Annotated in this window: 15 protein-coding genes; 11 read left to right on the top strand and 4 right to left on the bottom strand. The window is 63.8% G+C overall.

What is annotated here, in order from left to right; all coding sequences use genetic code 11:
- Window positions 1-116 precede the first annotated feature (116 nt).
- Window positions 117-1,163, top strand: coding sequence for an N-acetyl-gamma-glutamyl-phosphate reductase (argC, locus tag UP09_RS29880; RefSeq protein ID WP_044541941.1), 1,047 nt, complete (start codon window positions 117-119; stop codon window positions 1,161-1,163).
- A 115-nt stretch (window positions 1,164-1,278) separates the two neighbouring features.
- On the opposite strand, the gene UP09_RS29885 is transcribed toward argC, so the two are convergent.
- Together UP09_RS29885 and UP09_RS29890 are read right to left on the bottom strand one after the other, a co-directional pair.
- A complete protein-coding gene (locus UP09_RS29885) occupies window positions 1,279-1,677 on the bottom strand; it encodes an MAPEG family protein (protein ID WP_044541942.1) in 399 nt (132 codons plus the stop codon).
- Window positions 1,678-1,751: 74 nt separating this feature from the next.
- Window positions 1,752-3,560, bottom strand: coding sequence for a PHA/PHB synthase family protein (locus UP09_RS29890; protein ID WP_044541943.1), 1,809 nt, complete (start codon window positions 3,558-3,560; stop codon window positions 1,752-1,754).
- A gap of 305 nt (window positions 3,561-3,865) precedes the next feature.
- Here UP09_RS29890 and UP09_RS29895 point away from each other — a divergent pair, with 305 nt between their 5' ends.
- From UP09_RS29895 to UP09_RS29940, 10 genes are all read left to right on the top strand, one after another.
- Complete coding sequence (locus tag UP09_RS29895) at window positions 3,866-4,141, top strand: hypothetical protein (protein WP_245302268.1); 276 nt, start codon at window positions 3,866-3,868, stop codon at window positions 4,139-4,141.
- A 210-nt stretch (window positions 4,142-4,351) separates the two neighbouring features.
- Window positions 4,352-5,572, top strand: coding sequence for an LL-diaminopimelate aminotransferase (locus UP09_RS29900; RefSeq protein ID WP_044541945.1), 1,221 nt, complete (start codon window positions 4,352-4,354; stop codon window positions 5,570-5,572).
- 21 nt (window positions 5,573-5,593) lie between these two features.
- Complete coding sequence (locus UP09_RS29905; protein WP_044541946.1) at window positions 5,594-6,913, top strand: homoserine dehydrogenase; 1,320 nt, start codon at window positions 5,594-5,596, stop codon at window positions 6,911-6,913.
- Window positions 6,914-7,006: 93 nt separating this feature from the next.
- Window positions 7,007-8,005, top strand: coding sequence for a class II fructose-bisphosphatase (glpX, locus tag UP09_RS29910; protein ID WP_044541947.1), 999 nt, complete (start codon window positions 7,007-7,009; stop codon window positions 8,003-8,005).
- Window positions 8,006-8,126: 121 nt separating this feature from the next.
- Window positions 8,127-8,846: a haloacid dehalogenase type II gene (locus UP09_RS29915; RefSeq protein WP_044541948.1), complete on the top strand. Its 720-nt coding sequence runs from the start codon at window positions 8,127-8,129 to the stop codon at window positions 8,844-8,846.
- Window positions 8,847-8,900: 54 nt separating this feature from the next.
- The gene (gene recJ, locus UP09_RS29920) at window positions 8,901-10,742 is read left to right on the top strand and encodes a single-stranded-DNA-specific exonuclease RecJ (RefSeq protein WP_044541949.1); all 1,842 of its coding nucleotides are present in this window, start codon (window positions 8,901-8,903) and stop codon (window positions 10,740-10,742) included.
- Between the two features lie 19 nt (window positions 10,743-10,761).
- The gene (locus tag UP09_RS29925) at window positions 10,762-11,571 is read left to right on the top strand and encodes a glucose 1-dehydrogenase (RefSeq protein WP_044541950.1); all 810 of its coding nucleotides are present in this window, start codon (window positions 10,762-10,764) and stop codon (window positions 11,569-11,571) included.
- A 413-nt stretch (window positions 11,572-11,984) separates the two neighbouring features.
- Window positions 11,985-14,132, top strand: coding sequence for a hydantoinase/oxoprolinase family protein (locus tag UP09_RS29930; protein ID WP_197082763.1), 2,148 nt, complete (start codon window positions 11,985-11,987; stop codon window positions 14,130-14,132).
- Window positions 14,129-15,766 carry a hydantoinase B/oxoprolinase family protein gene (locus tag UP09_RS29935; protein ID WP_044541952.1) on the top strand — a complete coding sequence of 546 codons (1,638 nt, stop codon included), beginning with the start codon at window positions 14,129-14,131 and terminating at the stop codon, window positions 15,764-15,766. The genes UP09_RS29930 and UP09_RS29935 overlap by 4 nt, the downstream gene beginning before the upstream one ends.
- 38 nt (window positions 15,767-15,804) lie before the next feature.
- The gene (locus UP09_RS29940) at window positions 15,805-17,046 is read left to right on the top strand and encodes an ABC transporter substrate-binding protein (RefSeq protein WP_044541953.1); all 1,242 of its coding nucleotides are present in this window, start codon (window positions 15,805-15,807) and stop codon (window positions 17,044-17,046) included.
- 991 nt (window positions 17,047-18,037) lie between these two features.
- On the opposite strand, the gene UP09_RS29945 is transcribed toward UP09_RS29940, so the two are convergent.
- Window positions 18,038-19,273: a lytic murein transglycosylase gene (locus UP09_RS29945; protein WP_044541954.1), complete on the bottom strand. Its 1,236-nt coding sequence runs from the start codon at window positions 19,271-19,273 to the stop codon at window positions 18,038-18,040.
- 55 nt (window positions 19,274-19,328) lie between these two features.
- Complete coding sequence (locus UP09_RS29950) at window positions 19,329-19,907, bottom strand: MarR family winged helix-turn-helix transcriptional regulator (RefSeq protein ID WP_044542648.1); 579 nt, start codon at window positions 19,905-19,907, stop codon at window positions 19,329-19,331.
- Window positions 19,908-19,946 lie beyond the last annotated feature (39 nt).

The raw sequence follows: 19,946 nt of genomic DNA on the forward strand, positions 1-19,946 counted from the left end.
GAGCGCCAGTACGGCCTGGGCGATGAAGCCGATCGTGAAGGCCGGCGTGCGGAGGTGCGCCCGCAGGCTTTCGCAACGATACAAAGCGAAACGACTACGCTTGAAAGGAACGTGTGATGACGAAGAAGAAAATCGGCATTTTGGGCGCGTCCGGCTACACCGGCGCCGACGCGGTGCGCCTGCTGGCGCGGCACCCGAATGCCGAAATCACCGCGCTTACCGCCAACACCCATGCCGGCAAGGCGATGAGCGAGGTGTTTCCGCACTTCTTCATGCTCGACCTGCCAAAACTCGTGGAACGGGAAAAGGTCGACTGGACGCAGCTCGATGCCGTGTTCTGCGGACTGCCGCACGGAACGACGCAGGAGATCATCGCCGCGGTGCTGAAAGCCAATCCCAGAATCAAGATCCTCGACATGTCCGCGGATTTCCGGCTGCGCAACAAGGACAGCTACGCGCAATGGTACGGCCATGAGCACCGGGCGCTCGAATTGCAGGGCGAGGCCGTCTATGGGCTGACGGAACTCTACCGGGAGAAGATCGCGGCCGCGCGGCTGGTGGCCTGTCCCGGCTGCTATCCGACGGCGGTGCTGCTGGCGCTGGTTCCGCTGGCGAAGGCAAAGCTGATCGACGTCGACGATATCGTCATCGACGCCAAGTCGGGCGTCACCGGCGCCGGACGCGGACTGAAACAGAACACGCTGTTCAGCGAGGCCGGCGAGGGGTTGTCGCCCTATTCGGTCGGTACTCATCGACACTCGGCGGAGATCGAGCAGGAGATCGGGGTCGCCGCTGGCTCGGCTGTGACGGTGAACTTCACGCCGCATCTCATTCCGATGGCGCGGGGTGAATTCTGCACATCCTATGTCAAGCTCAACGGGGCTACGCCGGACGATTTGCGGGCCGAACTGGAAAAGGCCTACGCCGACGAGCCGTTCGTCCATGTGGCGAAGAAGGGCGTGTTGCCGCAGACGCAGAACGTGCGTGGTTCGAACTACGTCCAGATCGGCGTCGTCGCCGACCGGATCAAGAACCGCGCCATCGTGCTCTCGACGCTCGACAATCTCGTGAAGGGCTCGGCCGGACAGGCGATCCAGAACATGAACCTGATGTTCGCCTTGCCTGAAACCACCGGACTGGCGCAGATCGCGCTGTTTCCATGAGTGGGGGTGGTCGTCGTGGACGAAGCACCGCGACGATGCTGCATGTCGTGGTGCGAGAGGCGGTCGCATAGAGGCGCCGTTGCGGCTGTTGCCGCGACCGGCGAGGATATGCAGCTCAGAGGATCTTGAAGATCGCCAGCGCCAGCACGGCCTGAGCGATGAAGCCGATCGTGAAGGCCAGCGTGCGGAACACCGGCAGGCCGAGCGTGTAGACGATCAGATGGGCGACGCGCGCCCAGAAATAGACCGCGCAGGCCATCACGGTCCATTTGGTCGAATAGTCGGCCGCGTTGAGGATCAGCACCAGCGGTGCGAAGATCACGAGATTTTCGACCGCGTTGTCGTGGGCGAACATCAGCCGCGTCGCCCATTCCGCATGCGGCTTGTCGTTGCGCGAGGGATTCGCCATGGCGCCGCCGAGGCCACGGACCTGAGTCCGGTTAAGAATGTAGGGGACCCACAGCAATCCGGTCAGGATCACCGTCAGCGACAGCCAGAACAGTTCACGCGTCATCGTATCCCCCTCAACTGATTTCGATTCCCGACCCGCCGGGACGATCTGCTTATAGCGGAGAGGCCGGCCGCGCGCTACGCGCGGACGCGGACATAGCTGCCGGGAGCGTCCTCGAGCGGCGGCACGCCGGACGTGCCCACCGCGCGGGCCGATACCTTCTCGGCGTCGAGGTTTTCCAGCCATTCGCGCCAGTTGGGCCACCACGAACCCTTGTGCTCCTGGGCGTTCTTCAGCCAGTCGGCAAGCTTGACGTCCTTGATGTCGTCGTTGGTCCAATACTGGTACTTCTTCGATGCGGGCGGATTGACCACGCCCGCGATGTGGCCGGATCCGGCGAGCACATATTTCACCGGGCCGCCGAAGAATTGCGAGCCGTAAAGCACCGATTCCGCCGGCGCGATGTGATCCTCGCGCGTCGCGAGGTTGTAGACCGGAACCTTGACCTTCGACAGGTCGAGCAGCGTGTTGTCGAGCACCATGGTGCCGGTCGACAGCCGGTTCTCCAGGTAGCAGTTGCGCAGATAGTAGGAGTGATTCGACGCCGGCATCCGCGTCGCATCCGAATTCCAGTGCAACAGGTCGAACGAGGAGGGCGGCTGGCCCTTCAAATAATTGTTCACGACGTAGGACCAGATCAGGTCGTTCGAGCGCAGCATGTTGAAGGCCATCGCCATCTTGCTGCCCTCGAGCACGCCGGATTCGTGCATGTCGCGCTCCAGCGCCGAGATCTGGTCTTCGTCGACGAACACCAGCAGCTCGCCGGCAAGCGTGAAGTCGACTTGCGCCGCAAAGAACGTCGCCGAGGATACGCGCTGGCGGCGCTTTTCCGCGAGATAGGCCAGCGTCGAGGCGAGCATGGTGCCGCCGACGCAATAGCCGGCGGTGTGAATCTTCATCTCGCCGGTGACCTTCTCGATCACGTCCATCGCTGCGAGGGGGCCATCGGTCATGTAGTCGGCCCAGGTCTTCTTGCCGAGCTCCTTGTCCGGATTGACCCAGGAGATCAGGAACACCGTGATGCCCTGGTCGACGCACCATTTGACGTAGGATTTCTCAGGCCTGAGATCGAGGATGTAGAATTTGTTGATCCATGGCGGCACGATCAGGAGCGGCGTGCGCAGCACGCTTTCCGTTGCCGGCGAATACTGGATCAGCTGCATCACCTCGTTCTGGTAGATCACCTTTCCCGGCGTTGTCGCCATGTTGACGCCGACCTGAAGATTGCCCGGATCGGATTGGCGGATGCGGAGCGTGCCGTGTCCGGACTCGATATCCTCCGCCAGCATCTTCATGCCGCGCACCAGATTGTCGCCGTTGGACTCGACAGTGGCGCGGAGCACTTCCGGATTGGTCAGGACGAAATTCGACGGTGCGAGCGCATTGGCGATCTGCTGGACGTAGAATTCAGCCTTCTTGCGGGTGTGCGGATCAATCCCGTCGGCGTTGCGAACCAGCTCCTGCGCCCATTTTGAGGTGAGCAAGTACAGTTGAAGCACGAAGTCGAAGAACTGGTTCGACTTCCACTCGGGATCCTGGAAGCGCTTGTCGCGCGGTGCCGGCTCGATCGCCGGCTTGGCATCCGCCTCGCCGGCCATGCGGCGGACCGCCGTGCCCCAGAGATCGAGATAGTCCTTGCCGAGCTTGATCTGCAGATCGGAAGCCCGCTCCTTGTCGGACAGCCAGTATTCGGCGATCACGCTGAAGGTTTTGATGACCTCGCCGACTTCGTTCGGGGGCTTGTCGCGGACTTCGCCGGTTTGGCGCGGCTTCAAATAGGCGGCCAGCGCCTGACCGCTGCTCTCCATCGCCCGGGCGATGTTCATGGCGAAGGCTTCGGAATTGAATTTGGGGGTGGTCTGGGCTTCAGTGCTGACGTTGTTCATTTCAAGGACACTATCGTTTCGTTTGGTGCGCGTCATCGCGCGGTGCGGCAACGACAACAGGTTAAAAGCCGGTGTTTCGCTTTGTTGCACTGCGACAAAAAAACATTAGTTCTGACATATTGAAGCCTCAGGGGTCGCATTTGTTGTTCCAGCTTTAATCGTTTCGGGCGACAATGGTTTGAACGGCTAAAGCGAGAATTAATGCAGCGGGGACGCTGCAAGGCTCGTACCAGTGCGACCCGTGTCGGCGACGCGCCTTGTGCGCCTGCTTGTTGGGGACTTTTCGGCGGATGCCGATTGATCGGATGATGAGGGGCCTTGCAGCCGCAATTTTGCTCGCGTCGATGGCGGGGCTGAGCGGCTGCGCCAGCACGGTCGCGGACCTGCCGGGAGTTGGCGTGCCGACCGACGCGCCGGCCCGGCCGAAGGAAGCCAGCGGCTATCTCCCGGTTCACGATCTTCCGCCTGATCGCAGCGAAGAGGCGATGAAGCCGGCCGACCAGGCCAAGCTCCAGGCGGAGCTGAAGGCCGCGCGGGACCGGCAGGAGACCGCGGCAGCCCAGAATTCAACGGGCAAGTAACCGCGCACAGGCCGATCGACGCTGGCGCTGCCGGGTGTCCGTGCTAAAAGAACCTCAATTCAACCGCATGTCCGGTCTTTGACCCCAGTCCACTCCTGAAATCGCGCTAAGCTATTGATTCGGTGCGATTTCTTTATGAATCCTGTTCCGGCTTCGGTCGTGAGACAAGGGTGTCGATTCTGGCATGCCGGTTGTTGGAGCAAGGGTCCCATGGAAGATTTCTACCGCATTCGCCGTCTGCCGCCTTACGTGTTCGAGAAGGTCAACCAGGCCAAGGCGGCCGCGCGCAATGCCGGGGCTGATATCATCGACATGGGCATGGGAAACCCGGACCTGCCGACCCCATCCCACGTGATCGAGAAGCTGAAGGAAACACTCGGCAAACCGCGCACCGATCGCTACTCGGCCTCGCGCGGCATCAACGGCCTGCGCAAGGCCCAGGCCGCCTATTACGCGCGCCGCTTCGGCGTCAAACTCAATCCGGATACGCAGGTCGTTGCGACCCTCGGCTCGAAGGAGGGGTTTGCCAACGTCGCCCAGGCGATCACCGCGCCGGGCGATGTGGTGCTGTGTCCCAACCCGAGCTATCCGATCCACGCCTTCGGCTTCCTGATGGCGGGCGGCGTGATCCGCTCGGTACCGTCGGAGCCGACGCCGCAATTCTTCGAAGCCGTCGAGCGGGCCATCCAGCATTCGATCCCGAAGCCGATCGCCCTGATCGTCTGCTATCCATCGAACCCGACTGCCTATGTCGCGGATCTCGATTTCTACAAGGATCTCGTCGCGTTCGCGAAGAAGCACGACATTTTCATCCTGTCCGATCTCGCCTACGCCGAAGTCTATTTCGACGACAACAATCCGCCGCCGTCGGTGCTGCAAGTGCCCGGCGCGATCGACGTCACCGTCGAATTCACCTCGATGTCGAAGACGTTCTCGATGGCCGGATGGCGCATGGGTTTTGCGGTCGGCAATGACCGCATCATCGCAGCACTTGCGCGCGTCAAATCCTATCTCGATTACGGTGCCTTCACGCCGGTCCAGGTCGCGGCGACCGCAGCCCTCAATGGCCCCGATGACTGCATCCGCGAGATGCGCGATACCTATCGCAAGCGCCGCGATGCACTCGTGGAGTCGTTTGGCCGCGCGGGGTGGGAGATTCCGCCGCCGCAGGCCTCGATGTTCGCCTGGGCGCCGCTGCCGAAGGAATTCGAGGCCGTCGGCAGCATGCAGTTCGCAACGCTGCTGGTGGAGAAATCCGGCGTCGTGGTGTCGCCCGGCGTCGCCTTCGGCGAGCATGGCGAAGGCTACGTCCGCATCGCAATGGTGGAGAACGAACAGCGGATCCGGCAGGCTGCGCGTGGCGTGCGTCGCTTCCTTGAAAGCGGCATCGAAACGTTGCACAACGTGGTTCCTCTCGCCAATCGACGCTAATCCTTCCAGGTTCCAAATCTCATGGTCGCACCGCTGAAAGTGGGCATAGCGGGGCTCGGCACCGTCGGTGCCGATGTCGTCCGCCTGATCGAAGCGCAGGGCCGCGTGCTGTCCGAGCGCTGTGGCCGCGGCGTGCGCGTCGTTGCCGTCACCGCGCGTTCGAAAGCCAAGAAGCGCGGCCTCGACCTGCGCGGCGTCGAATGGGCCAAGAGCCCGCAGGTGCTGGCCGAGGATCCCAATATCGATTGTTTCGTCGAATTGATGGGCGGCGCCGGCGATCCCGCGTTCGCCGCGATCGAGACCGCGCTGAAGGCCGGCAAATCGGTCGTGACTGCGAACAAGGCGCTGATCGCCAAGCATGGCTTGCGTCTCGCGCACGCCGCGGAGAGCCATGGCGGCGCGCTGAACTTCGAGGCGGCGGTCGGCGCCGCGATCCCGGTCATCAAGACGCTGCGCGAGGGCCTGGCCGGCACTAGCGTCAACCGCGTCTATGGCATCCTCAATGGCACCTGCAACTACATCCTGACCCGGATGGAGCAGGAGGGCCTGTCGTTCGCCGAGTGCCTCAAGGACGCCCAGCGCCTCGGCTACGCCGAAGCCAACCCGTCCTTTGACGTCGATGGCCACGACACCGCGCAGAAGCTCGCGATCCTGGCGAGCCTCGCCTTCGGAACCAAGGTCGCGCAGAGCGCCGTTTATGTCGAAGGCATCTCCTCGATCACGCCGGAGGACCTCCGCGCCGCCGAAGAACTCGGCTATCGCGTCAAGCTGCTCGGTGTCGCCGTGCGCACCGCCAAGGGCATCGAGCAGCGCGTGCATCCGACCATGGTGCCGAAATCGTCGTCGATCGCGCAGGTGATGGGCGTCACCAATGCGGTGACGATCGACGGCGAAGGCATTCCGCCGATCACGCTGGTCGGGCCCGGCGCGGGCGGTGCAGCAACCGCCTCCGCCGTGCTCGCCGACATCGCCGATGTCGCTCGTGGCATCCGCGCCAAGCCGTTCGGGCGTCCGGTCGAACGGTTGCGTGACACCATCAAGGCACCAATGGAACGTCATGAGGGTGGCTATTATATCCGCCTGATGGCGCGTGATCTGGCAGGCACTGCCGCAACTATCGCCACCCGGCTCGCGGAGCAGAAGATATCACTGGAATCGATCGTGCAGCGGCATCCGGATGGCGTCGATGTGAACGGGTCGGCCAAAAAGCCTTCACCCGTTCCGGTCATTCTGATTACCTACGCAACCAACGAAGATGCGGTGCACCGCGCGCTGGCTGCAGTGCAGCGCGACAAGGTCATCAGCGGCCGGCCGCAGGTGATCCGGATCGAGAAAAACTAGCGTGCGGCCGAACGGGTCGGGCGCGAAATGATTGATGCGATGCGGGCAGGCTGGCCCGCAGCGGGACTTAAAGTGAGGCTTAAGGAGTACGCCATGTCGACCCATATTTCCGTTCCGCCGCAGATGCTGCTCGAGCGCATCCTGACGCTCGAAATCGTCCGGGTGACGGAGCGCGCGGCAGTGTCGGCCGCGCGGCTGCGCGGCCACGGCCAGGAGAAGGCCGCCGACAAGGCCGCGGTCGACGCGATGCGGCGCGAGCTCAACAAGCTGCCGATCGAAGGCACGATCGTGATCGGCGAAGGCGAGCGCGACGAGGCGCCGATGCTGTTCATCGGCGAGAAGGTCGGGCTCAACGCCGGCCCCAAGGTCGACATAGCGGTCGATCCGCTCGAAGGCACCACGCTGTGCGCCAAGAACATGCCCGGCTCGATCGCCACCATGGCGATGGCCGATGGCGGTACGCTGCTGCACGCGCCCGACGTCTACATGCAGAAGATCGCGATCGGCCCGGGCTTTGCCAAGAACGTGATCGAGCTCGACGCGCCGCCGGCGGACAACGTTCGCCGCCTCGCCAAGGCCAAGGGTGTCGATCCCTCCGCCATTACCGTGCTGGTGCTCGACCGTCCGCGCCACGCCGACATCATCAACAGCGTGCGTTCGACCGGCGCTGCGGTGCGTATCATCACCGATGGCGACGTCGCCGGCGTGATTCACTGCGCGACCCCCGATGACACCGGCGTCGATATGTATATCGGCACCGGCGGCGCGCCCGAGGGCGTGCTGGCGGCGGTCGCGCTGCGCTGCATCGGCGGCCAGATGCAGTGCCGCCTGATCCTCGACAGCGAGGAGAAGCGCGAGCGCGCCCACAAGATGGGCGTCACCGATCCGAAGATGATCTATGGCATCGAGGATCTGGCGAGGGGCGACTGCCTGTTCGCCGCCACCGGCGTCACCACCGGTTCGTTGCTCTCGGGCGTGAAGTTCAGGAAGGACGTGATCGAGACCGAGACGGTCGTAATGCGCTCCGTCACCGGCACCGTGCGCTACATCAAGGCCGAGCACCGTCAGCTGGAGAAGTTCCACCTGGATTGATGCCGTCGTCATTCCGGGGCGATGCGAAGCATCGAACCCGGAATCTCGAGATTCCGGGTCTGGTCCTTCGGACCATCCCGGAATGACAGACGAAGCAACAAAAAGAACACGGGAGACGAACATGTCTGATATTTCCGGGGTCAAGGCGCTGGTGTTCGACGTGTTCGGAACGGTGGTCGACTGGCGCACCAGCCTGATCAACGATTTCACCAAATGGTCGGAGACGCGGGGCATCAAGGCTGACTGGACCGGCTTGGTCGATGGCTGGCGTGCGGTCTATGCGGCGTCGATGGACGAGGTGCGCAAGAACCCGCAGAACGGCTACGTCATGCTCGACACGCTGCACCGCCAGTCGCTTGAGAAGCTGGTCGCGCAGCTCGGGATCAAGGGGCTGACCGAGGCCGACCTGCATCACCTGACGCTGGGTTGGCATCGTCTGCATCCGTGGTCCGACAGCGTCGCCGGCCTGACCCGGCTGAAGACCAAATACATCATCTCGCCGCTGTCGAACGGCAACGTCGCGCTGCTGACCAACATGGCGAAGTTCGCCGGGCTCCCGTGGGACCTGATCATGTCCGCCGAGCTGTTCGAGCACTACAAGCCCGATCCGGAGACCTATCTCGGTGCGGCCAAGCTGCTCTGCCTGCCGCCCGAGCAGGTGATGATGGTCGCCGCGCATAATTACGACCTCAAGCACGCCCAGCGGCTCGGCCTGAAGACAGCGTTCGTGGCGCGCCCGGCCGAATATGGCCCGCTGCAGAAGGTCGATTTCGAAGCCACCGGCGACTGGGACATCATTGCCAAGGATTTCGGTGGGGTAGCCGACCGATTGGGCTGCTAGCACTGGCCTGCAAATCATTGAAGCGTTACGATTCCTGCTAGCTGGGAAGGGATCATGACGCTGCAGGCATCCGCACTTCCCGTCGAGGCGCCGCCGGCGTTTCTTGGCGTGAGCCGGTCGTTGACCGGAAAACTCTGGCGCGACCGGCTGGATGCGCGCGGGGCGGCGCGGGCGCTTGCCATCGTCCAGCGCCATAACTTGCCGGAGATGCTGGCGCGGGTGCTGGCGGGGCGGGGCGTCGAGCTTGACGCTGTCCAGGATTTCCTCGATCCGACCATCCGCAAGTTGATGCCCGATCCCCATACCGTGACTGACATGGAGGCCGCGGCGCGTCGTATCGCGGATGCAGCTGCGCGCGGCGAGATGGTTGCGATCTTCGGCGACTATGACGTCGACGGCGCGACTTCGGCGGCGTTGCTCGCCTGGCATTTGCGCCATTGCGGGCTCGATCCGTTGATCCACATCCCCGACCGCATATTCGAAGGCTACGGACCGAACACCGATGCCGTCCGCGCGCTGGCGGCGAAGGGCGCGACGCTGCTCGTCACCGTCGATTGTGGCACCACCAGCATCGAGCCGCTGGCGGAAGCCAAGAAGCTCGGGATGTCGGTCGTCGTGATCGATCACCATCAGACCGGTGACGAGCTTCCCGTGGTCGATGCGCTGGTCAATCCGAACCGGGCCGACGATCTGTCGGGGCTCGGCCATCTCGCGGCCGTCGGCCTCGTGCTGGTGACGCTGGTGGCCGTCAATCGCGAGCTGCGTCAGCGCGGCTTCTGGACCAGCGAGCGGCCGGAGCCGGATCTGCTCGGCATGCTGCATCACGTGGCGCTTGGCACCGTCGCCGACGTCGCGCCATTGACCGGGCTCAATCGCGCCTTCGTGGCCAAGGGGCTGATCGCGATGCGCCGGCGTGACCATGTCGGCCACACCGCGCTGATGGATGTGGCGCGGCTGAATGGTCCGCCCGAGGCCTGGCATCTCGGCTTCATGCTGGGGCCGCGCATCAATGCCGGCGGGCGGATCGGACGCGCCGATCTCGGCGTCCGCCTGCTGCTCGAAGGCGACATCTCGGAGGCCGCGCGGATCGCAGCCGAACTCGACCGCCTCAACGGTGAGCGGCGCCTGATCGAGCAGGCGGCCGAGGCGCAGGCCGAAGCCGAGGCGCTGGCCTCGCTCGGGCTCGAGGACAAGGGCGCTGTCATCGTCACCGCTGCCGAAGGCTGGCATCCGGGCGTGGTCGGCCTGGTGGCGGCGCGGCTGAAGGAGAAATTTGCGCGTCCAGCATTTGCGATCGCGCTCGAGCCCGGCGGCATCGGCACCGGATCGGGCCGCTCGATCGGCGGCGTCGATATTGGCAAGGCGGTGCGGCAGGCAGTGCACGATGGCCTCCTGATGAAGGGCGGCGGCCACGCGATGGCGGCCGGCGTGACGCTGCGCAAGGAGAAGCTCGCCGAATTCCGCGCCTTCCTGGAGAACGCGCTCGCCGCCGACGTCGCCAATTCGCGCCACGAGAACGAACTCTTCATCGACGGCGCGGTGACCGCGCGCGCGGTGACGCCGGAATTTGCCGCAACGCTCAATCGCGCAGGTCCCTTCGGCAGCGGCAATCCGGAGCCGGTGATCGCGCTGCCGTCGCATCAGCTGGTCTATGCCGACGAGGTCGGGCAGGCGCATCTGCGGCTGCGCTTCAAGTCCGGGGACGGTTCCATCGTCAACGGTATCGCATTCCGCTCGATCGGGCAGAAGCTCGGCAACGCCTTGACGCAAAATCGCGGCCAGCAATTGCATGTGGCGGGCTCTCTCGCGGTCGACCGTTGGCAAGGCACCGAACGTGTGCAATTCCGTGTGCTCGATGTCGCGGTGCCGGATCAGGGCCCGGCAGTAATCAGATAAGAAAAAATTGGGAGTGGACATGTCGGGACAGGTTGAAGGCAAGGTCGCGCTGGTGACCGGCGGCGCGTCGGGCATTGGCGCAGCGGTGGTCGAGCTTTTGGCGCAGGAGGGCGCGAGTGTCGTTGCGACCGATATCGACGAGTTGAACGGGCCCGAGCTCGCCGCACGGCTCAAGACGGCCGGGCGCGACGTCAGCTTCCTGCAGCAGGACGTCACCAGCGAGGAGCGCTGGATCGAAGTCGTCGCAGAAGTCGGCAAGCGCTTTGGCCGCCTGGATATCATGGTCTCGAACGCCGGCATCGGCATCGGCGCGCCATCGATCGTCGAGATGTCGCTTGCGGATTGGCGGCGGCAGACCGCGATCAATCTCGACGGCGTGTTTCTGTCGGTAAAACATTCCCTGCCGCTGATGCGCAAGCATGGCGGTGGCTCTGTTATCATGATGTCGTCGCTCGCCGGCCTCCGTGGCGCGGCGACCCTGGCAGGCTATAGCGCCACCAAGGGCGGCGTCCGGCTGTTCGCCAAGTCGATCGCGATGGAGTGCGCCCAGATCGGCGACGGCATCCGCGTCAACTCGGTGCATCCCGGCATCATCGACACGCCGATCTGGGGCAAGATCCCGACCGGGGCCACCGGCGCCGGCCAGAACGCGCCGGTTGATCCGGAGGAGCGCGCGAGATTTGCCACGCCGCTCGGCCGCGCCGGCCAGGCGATCGAGATCGCGCAGGGCGTGCTGTATCTGGCGTCGGATGCGTCGCGGTACGTGACGGGGACGGAGCTCGTGATTGACGGCGGGATGAATGCGGGTGGGGTAGTGCGCAGGGCGTGAGCGCATTCGGTCGTCATTGCGAGTCAAGCGAGCGCTCTCCCCAACCGTCGTCCCTGCGAAAGCAGGGACCTATAACCACAGGGTTGTGTTGTTGAAGAAGGCTGTGGCCCCAGCGTCGTGCAACAATAATCTTCGGTGGCTATGGGTCCCTGCTTTCGCAGGGACGACGGCGAATATGTGGCACTGCTTGTGAGTCATACACCCACATTCTCGCGACATGATTTGTCCGAGCGTTGCATTTCGTTTGCCCTCTCACTCTTTGACGTGAGGCCTTGCCACGTCGGGCAACTCAGTGATTGTCCCCTGCGAGGTTGATTGAGCCGTCACGGGTCCTGCGGCCGCGCACGGCATATGATTTGCAAGGGAGTACTCGATAGGCCCAAGCGTGCTCCGCCGCTCGGCGTAGCTCACATGTGCGGCGCCTCGACAGAGTTGATAATGCAGACGGACACGCGCATCAGTTGCTACCACACGCGGTTGGATCCCGATCGATGAATGCCTCCACAAAGCCTGTCCGGATCGGGGTCGATATCGGCGGCACGTTTACTGACCTGCAAATCTTCGATGCGCGCGACGGCCGGATCGTTGCCTACAAGCTGCCAACGACACCGGAAGATCCGTCGATTGCGCTGGTCGAGGGCATCAAGACCGCCGGCCGACGCTACGGCTTTACCTTGTCTGATGTCGGCTATCTCATGCACGGCACCACGATTGCCACCAATGCCGTGCTCGAGCGCAAGCTGCCGGCGGGGGCTTTGGTGACGACGGCGGGTTTCGAGGATGTGCTGGAGATCGGCCGCCACTACCGTCGCGAGGTCTATTCGATCCATCCGCAGCCGGTCCCCGCGCTGATCCCGCGTAACAGGCGCTTCGGCTTCCACGAGCGGATGCGCTTTGACGGCACCGCCGAACGCGTGCCGACCGAGGCCGACATCGATGCCGTCATCACGCAATTGGCTGCAGTCGACATCGAAACGGTCGCCGTCGCCTTACTCCACGCCTACGCCAATTCCGATCACGAGCAGCGCCTTGCCGATCGCATCCGAAAAGCGCTGCCGAGGCTCGACATTTCACTGTCGTCGGTCATCAGCCCGGAAATCCGCGAATATGAGCGGACCAGCACGACCGTGCTCAATGCGCTTTTGCAGCCCGTTGTCCGCGCGTACATCGAACGCCTTGGCGCACGCATGCGCGCCGAGGCGTTCGCTCCGCATCTCCTGATCGTGCAGTCGAACGGCGGGGTGTGTACGCCGGCCACCGCCGCTGCCGAGCCGGCCCGTCTGTTGTTATCGGGCCCGAGCGGTGGGGCAATGGCCGCGCTCGAGCTCGCGCGCCAATTCGACGAGCCCAATCTGGTTGCCGTCGACATGGGCGGCACAAGCTTCGATGTGTCGGTGGTCCGCGATAATAGGCTCGAGATCGTCACCCTGAGCGAGATCGACCGGCTGCCCGTACGCCTGCCGATGATCGAGATTCGCACCATCGGCGCCGGCGGCGGCTCGATCGCACGAGTCAATGCGGCGAGGCAGATGACGGTCGGCCCTGAGAGCGCTGGCGCACGCCCGGGCCCGGTCTGCTACAGCCGCGGCGGCACCGAGCCGACAGTAACCGATGCGAATCTCGCTCTGGGCCGGCTGGATGCCGCCACCTTCCTCGGCGGCGCCATGGCGCTCGATCGGGATGCGGCCCGCGCCGCCATCCTGGCGCGGGCCGGGGACCCGCTCGGGTTCGATACGGATGCTGCCGCCGCGGGCATTCTCCGCCTGACCAACACCAATCTCGCCGCGGCGATCCGCGTTAGTCTCTTCGAGAAAGGGCTCGATCCGCGCGATTTCACCATGCTGAGCTTCGGCGGCGCAGGATCGGTGCACGCCTGCGCGGTGGCGGACGAGCTTGGCATCCGGCGCATCATCTTTCCGGTCGATGCCAGCACGTTCTCTGCGCGCGGCGTGCTGATGGCCGATATCGAGCACGCCTTTGGCCGTTCGGGTGTGCGGCGGTTCGACGGCAGCGCCGTCGCATGGGTGCGTTCTTGTTTTGAGAGCCTCAAGGCTGAAGGTGCGGCACGCCTTGAAGCCGACGGCATTGCGCCTGATGACCGACAGTTCGAGCTGTCTGCCGATCTGCGCTATCGCGGTCAGGCCTTCGAGCTCAGCGTGCCCTGGGGAGAGATTTCGCTCGACGATGACGGCATCGGCGAAATTGGCCTTCGTTTCCACGCCCAGCACGCGCAACGGTTTTCCTACGCCAGTCCGGAAGATGCGATCGAGCTCGTGACCCTGCGGCTTGCGGCCATTGGACGAATGGCGCGACCGCAGATTTCTGCTGAACAGCCTTCTCACACCGACAGCCCCACGGCCGGTCGCCGCAGTGTCTACGTCAACGGTCAATGGCAAGACGTAGCCACTTGGCGACGCGACGCGATCAGAGATTCGCTCGAGATTGTCGGGCCCGCCATTGTCGAGGAAGACTATACGGCCGTTTACGTTGCACCGGGCTGGTCGCTCGCGCGCGGGCGAGATGGTCATCTGGTGGCTGTCAACAACGAGGAGTTGGCATGACGACGCTCGATCCCATCGAACTCGAAGTGTTGCGCAACGCGCTCACGGCTGCGGCCGCGGAGATGGACGTCACGATGTGGCGGACCAGCCGCTCGACCATCGTGCGCGAGATGCTCGACTACTCGACGGCCATCTTCGACGCTGATGGCAACAACGTGGCGCAGTCGGCACGCATTCCGCAGCACCTCAACTCGATGGGCTATTTTCTGCGGACGATCCTCGATCGGTTCGTTCCGGCCGACCTCTGGGAAGAGGGCGATGTCATCATCTCGAACGATCCCTATTGCGGCGGCCAGCATCTGCCTGACATTGCGGCCTTCCGCCCCGTTTTCTCGGGGGGCAGGCGTGTCGCGATCGTCGGCACGCTTTGCCACCATCTTGACATGGGCGGCATGTCGCCCGGCAGTTACGCCGCCAACGCGACCGAGATTTATCAGGAAGGATTGCGGATTCCGCCCTCGAAGCTTTTCGCGAGAGGCGTGCGCAATGACGTGCTGTGGCGACTGATCGCCCAGAATGTGCGCCAGCCGGTTGCCGTCATGGGTGACCTGCAGTCGCAAATCGCCTCGCTCGGCGTCGGCGTGCGCGCAGTCGAGATCCTGACGGCGCGATACGGCGCAGACACCCTGATCGCGTCGTGTTCGGCGATGCTCGACGCTTCCGAGGCTGCCATGCGTGACGTCATTCGCGCCATCCCCGACGGCGCTTACGAATTCGAGGACTTTCTCGATGACGATGGCATCGACGTGGCGCGGCCGGTGCGCATCCATGCACGGATTTCCGTGACCGGTGACACATTGGTCGTTGATCTCTCCGGCTCGGACCGCGAGGTCCCGGGACCGATCAACGCGACCCTCGGTTCGACATCGTCTGCTGTCTATTTCGCCATCGTCGCCGCAGCTGACCGCCCGATCGTGCCGAACGCCGGCTGCTACCGTCCGATCGAGATCGTCGCGCCCGAGGGCCTGATCGTGTCGGCGCAGCATCCCGCGCCCGTCGCGCATCGGCTTGCACCTGGTCACGTCCTGCTCAACGTTCTGTTCGGTGCTCTTGCGAAGGCGATCCCCGGTCGACTGCCGGCGGCCTATTATGCCGTCAGCTACGTCTGTTCGTTCCAGACCATGGAAGCCAGCGGCGCGCGAAAGGTGCTGGTCGAGATCGAGGTCGGGGGCTGCGGTGCGCATCCTGATGGCGACGGCGCCAGCGCGCATTCGTTCGGCATGCACAACAACGCCTCGATCCCGATCGAGATGATTGAGAGCAGCATGCCCATCACCATGGTTGAATATGGCCTCGCGCCAGGGACGGGCGGAGACGGGCGGCATCGCGGTGGTCTCGGCCTGCGCCGAGCCTGGCGCATCGACAGCCAGGCGGCGACCTTTACGGGACAGATGGATCGCTTCCACTTTCGGCCGTTCGGGCTCGATGGCGGTGAACCTGGGGCCGTCGGCCACCTTGATCTTATTCGCGATGGAAAGGCGCAGGCGCTGCCCTCGAAGATATCCAACATGCCGCTGCGAAACGGCGATGTGATCCGGCTTGTGACCTCTGGCGGCGGCGGCCTCGGCCCGCCGAGCGAGCGGCAGGCTTCCTTGCGGCGGCGGGACCGCGAGCAGGGCTATTTGATGGAATAACGCATGTCTTGATCGTTTAACTCGGAGAGGTGAACGTTATGGATCGCAGAACGCTTCTTTTGGGCGGCACCGCAGCGCTCGCCGCCAGCACTTTGCCGGTATCCGCTCAAAACGATGGCGAGATACGCATCGGCTTTACTTACCCATTGTCAGGTGCGAACGCCCAGACCGGTGTCGACGCGCAAAGGGCGTTCGAAACCGCGGCCGAGATCATCAACAACGACTACGATTTCGACTTGCCGCTGGCGAAGGGCGTCGGTCTGCCGGGACTTGGTGGCGCCAAGCTGCGGATGATCTTTGCCGACCATCAATCCGATCCGCAGAAGGGGCGCGCCGAGGCCGAGCGCCTGATCACCCAGGACAACGTCTGCGCAGTCATCGGCACCTATCAGAGCGCGGTCGCGGTCACGGTCAGCCAGATCTGCGAGCGCTATCAAATTCCGTTCGTCTCCGCCGAAAACTCCTCGCCGAATTTGCATCGGCGCGGCTTGAAATACTTCTTTCGTCCGGCACCGCATGACGAGATGTATTCAGCGGCGATGTTCGATTTCTTCGATGCGATGAGGAAGAAGGGCACCAAGATCGAGACGCTGTCGCTGTTCCACGAGGATACCATCTTCGGCACCGACTCCGGCAACGCGCAGGCCAAGCTTGCGGCCGAACGCGGCTACAGGATCGTCGCCGATATCAAGTACCGCTCCAACACGCCCTCGCTCTCGGCCGAGGTGCAGCAGCTCAAGTCAGCCAATGCCGACGTGCTGATGCCGTCCAGCTACACCACGGATGGCATTCTCCTGATCAAGACCATGGCCGAGCTCGGCTACAGGGCGAATGCGATCGTGGCGCAGGACGGCGGCTTCTCCGACAAGGCGCTCTATGACGCGGTCGGCGACAAGCTCGAGAATTTGATCTCGCGCAGCACCTTCTCGCTCGATCTCGCCACCAAGCGGCCGATGGTCGGCACCATCAACGCCATGTTCAAGCAGAAGTCCGGCAAGGATTTCAACGACCTCACCTCGCGCGAGTTCGTGGCCCTGCTGGTGCTGGCAGACGCGATCAACCGCGCCAAATCGACCGACGGCCCGAAAATCCGCGACGCGCTGGCCGCAACCGACATTCCGGGGGAGCAGACCATCATGCCCTGGCGGCGCATCAAGTTCGACGAGACGGGCCAGAACAACGACGCCGACCCGGTGCTGCTGCAATATGTCGGCGGCAAGTTCGTCACCATCTCGCCGCCGCAGGCCGCGATTGCCGAGGCGGTCTGGCCAATGAAGTGAGAATTTCGCTAGAGCACTTTCGGTTCTGATTGAATCAGAACCGAAGCTCTAGATTCTTGTTTTGACGCGTTTTCTTCACGCGAACCGGTATCCACTTCGCTCGAAAACGCTCTAGGCGTGATGCAGCCCGCCGACGTCAAATCGTTGTCGCGCTCTGTTGGCCCGCAACGACGCTGAACTCGTCGCAGCCTGCGTAAGCGAAGCGACATGCGGGAGTGCTTTCCCGGATATCGCTCGGCTCACCCGGGCTGAGCCGGCTTCGCTCGAAAACGCTCTAGCGCTGAGATCTTGATCGCTTGAGATCGGCGAATGTAAGCTTCCCGGCAAGTTGCAGGCTGCTGCAAGTCCAGCGGGCTTTATTTGCGTACTCGCCCAAGAAAATTCTGGTCTCGAGGCAGTCCGTGTAGGATTTGTAGGTGAGGTTGTCTCTGCACGTTATCGAGAAGGGTCCAAGTCCAGTTGTCCCTCCAGCCGACTCGCTACACCCAACCCAAGGTAGGCCACCGTGTGGAAGGCTTGACTCGCAACCACCGTTGCAATTGCTGGCGACCTTCTCCAGCGCGGCAATTCTGGCCAATGGTGGACCTGATCCACCCGTGGGCGTGCCGTCGTCGACCGATGACGTCTGGCGGGCCGACGATCTGCGGTGAGACACCACCGTGTGTGCCACCCGCTCCGGCCTGCTTGTCGGCCTTGCCACCTGCTTCGGCGCTTCGACCGTGATGGAGGGGAGCGGGGCGGTGGCGTCTGTTTGCGACGCGGCCGGCCCGCACAGCGCGACAGTTGACAACATAGCGACGGCGGAAGGCACGACAAGGCTTGACGACCATCTCATGACCATGTCCTTTCAAGGGACGCACATGCCGTCCCAATTGCATTACCACACCTTTCAACTAGCCGAAATTTCCGAAGTTGGCCACCGTAGGTCAAAAAGATTTCTGTTTGACCCTTGGCGATCCTTGGCGATCCGTCGGCTCGCAATGCCGCCGAACTATCCGCCCTGGCGCAACCGCGCCAGCACCTTCAATCCACCGTAACCGTCGGCGGGCAGCAGGCTCATTTTGGCCTGGTAATCCTTGATCGCCTGCATGGTGTCGTTGCCGACACGGCCGTCGGTTCCGCCGGTGTCGAAGCCGGCCTTGGTGAGCCGTGTCTGCATCTCCTGCACTTCGGCCAGCGTCAGGATGCGCTCCGATCCCGGGAACGGCTGGATGAAGGGCGGTCCGCCGAGACAGCGATCGCCAAGATGGCAGATCGCCAGCGCATAGTTCATCGACGGATTGTAGCTCTTCACTGAATTGAAGTTCGGTCCGAGCAGAAACGCCGGGCCGCCCGCAACGGGGATCCAGAGCTGCGCGCTCGCATCCGGCTGCGGGAAGGGCTGACCGTCCGCGCGCGTCACGCCGGCGCTCGCCCAGGCGGCGTACGTGCGGTTGCCGCTTGAGCCGGCACCAGGCGCGCGGACCTCGTAGCCCCAATGCTCGCCGCGGCGATATTTGCCGCGATTGAGCAAATATTTTGCAGTCGAGCCGAGCGCGTCGTCGGGCCGGCCGAACGGCGAGACCTTGCCGTCGCCGTCATAATCGAAGCCGACATTGAGCCAGACCTCCGGCATCCATTGCGAATGCCCCATCGCGCCGGCCCAGGAGCCGTTCATCTCCTCCGGCGTGCCCCAGCCGCGCTGCACGATCTTCATGGCGTTGATCAGCTCGGTCTCCCAATAGGCCTTGCGGCGCGGCTCGTTCCAGGCGAGCGCGGCAAGCGAGGGGAACACCGGCGTCATGTGGTTCTGCTGCACCAACGGATCGCCATAGGCTGACTCGACACCCCACAGCGCGAGCAGCGTGCCGCGCTCGACGCCGAAATCGCGCTCGATCCGGGTGAACAGCGCCTCGTTCTTTCTCAGCGCTTCCTTGCCGTGGATGATGCGCCAGTCGGAGACGCGGCGGTTGATGTACTGCCAGATCTGCTCGTGGAATTCAGGCTGGTTGCGCATCTGCTTGAACACGCTCATGTCGGGCTCGACCCGCGCCATGCAGCGGTTCCAGGTCGCGTCCGAGATGCCTTTTGCAATTGCGCGAGCGCGAAAACTGTCACGCCACTGATCGTAGCCCGGAGGCGCGGCCGCCAGCGCGCGGAGCGGATTGGCGAGCATCGCGGCCGCTGCAAGCGCCGTCGTCAGGACGGATCGGCGGGCAGGGGAACTCGGAGAATCAGGCTGTTTCATCCGGCCAGTCTAGCGGCGCTGATGGTGTGAACCAAAAGCCGTGATGCCGCGGAGGCTAAGTCTCCTGCAACCCTGTGGCAATTTTTGACAGCCAGCGCCTGATTGCGCGTTCAGCCGTGGGCGTGAGGCTGGCGGCCAGCCGCCGTTCCAGCGCCTGGGCGTGGCGGCGACATTTCACCAGCAGCGCGGTTCCACGGCGGGTCAGGGTCCACTGCAGCGCCCGGCCGTGGACCGGGTGCGGTGTCTTGCGGATCGCGCCGTCGCGCTCGAGGTTGCCGATGATGACGCCGACAGTTTGCGGGGTCAGGATCGTAACCCGCGCCAGATCGGCGCCTGACAGCCCCGGATAGGCCTTCAGCATGGTGAGGACGACGAATTGCGGCGTGGTGACGCCGAGGCGTGCCAGCGCGCGCTCCATCGACAGCCGCGACGCGGCCTGGGCCTGGCGGAGCAGGTAGCCGAGGTAACCCTGCTCGCCGCGCTTGCCCTGGCCGGGCGGCGGCGGGACTGACAGCGCGAGGGCGCCATCGCCCGCTGGCGCTTTTCGGAACGCCGCCGGCTTTTTCCCGGTCCGGCTCTTCGCGGGCCGTTTTCCGGCGGCGCCGGATTTTCCGCGTTTTCGCATTTCGGCCATGCCGCCTGATCTTGCCTTCGCCGATTTTGCAGTCTTGCT

This window comes from Bradyrhizobium sp. LTSP885 (assembly GCF_000938305.1).
GTDB lineage: Bacteria > Pseudomonadota > Alphaproteobacteria > Rhizobiales > Xanthobacteraceae > Bradyrhizobium.

Coding starts and splice junctions, on each gene's coding strand:
- argC (WP_044541941.1), top strand. CDS start 117: ATGACGAAGAAGAAAATCGGCATTTTGGGCGCGTCCGGCTACACCGGC.
- UP09_RS29885 (WP_044541942.1), bottom strand. CDS start 1,677: ATGACGCGTGAACTGTTCTGGCTGTCGCTGACGGTGATCCTGACCGGA.
- UP09_RS29890 (WP_044541943.1), bottom strand. CDS start 3,560: ATGAACAACGTCAGCACTGAAGCCCAGACCACCCCCAAATTCAATTCC.
- UP09_RS29895 (WP_245302268.1), top strand. CDS start 3,866: ATGATGAGGGGCCTTGCAGCCGCAATTTTGCTCGCGTCGATGGCGGGG.
- UP09_RS29900 (WP_044541945.1), top strand. CDS start 4,352: ATGGAAGATTTCTACCGCATTCGCCGTCTGCCGCCTTACGTGTTCGAG.
- UP09_RS29905 (WP_044541946.1), top strand. CDS start 5,594: ATGGTCGCACCGCTGAAAGTGGGCATAGCGGGGCTCGGCACCGTCGGT.
- glpX (WP_044541947.1), top strand. CDS start 7,007: ATGTCGACCCATATTTCCGTTCCGCCGCAGATGCTGCTCGAGCGCATC.
- UP09_RS29915 (WP_044541948.1), top strand. CDS start 8,127: ATGTCTGATATTTCCGGGGTCAAGGCGCTGGTGTTCGACGTGTTCGGA.
- recJ (WP_044541949.1), top strand. CDS start 8,901: ATGACGCTGCAGGCATCCGCACTTCCCGTCGAGGCGCCGCCGGCGTTT.
- UP09_RS29925 (WP_044541950.1), top strand. CDS start 10,762: ATGTCGGGACAGGTTGAAGGCAAGGTCGCGCTGGTGACCGGCGGCGCG.
- UP09_RS29935 (WP_044541952.1), top strand. CDS start 14,129: ATGACGACGCTCGATCCCATCGAACTCGAAGTGTTGCGCAACGCGCTC.
- UP09_RS29940 (WP_044541953.1), top strand. CDS start 15,805: ATGGATCGCAGAACGCTTCTTTTGGGCGGCACCGCAGCGCTCGCCGCC.
- UP09_RS29945 (WP_044541954.1), bottom strand. CDS start 19,273: ATGAAACAGCCTGATTCTCCGAGTTCCCCTGCCCGCCGATCCGTCCTG.
- UP09_RS29950 (WP_044542648.1), bottom strand. CDS start 19,907: ATGGCCGAAATGCGAAAACGCGGAAAATCCGGCGCCGCCGGAAAACGG.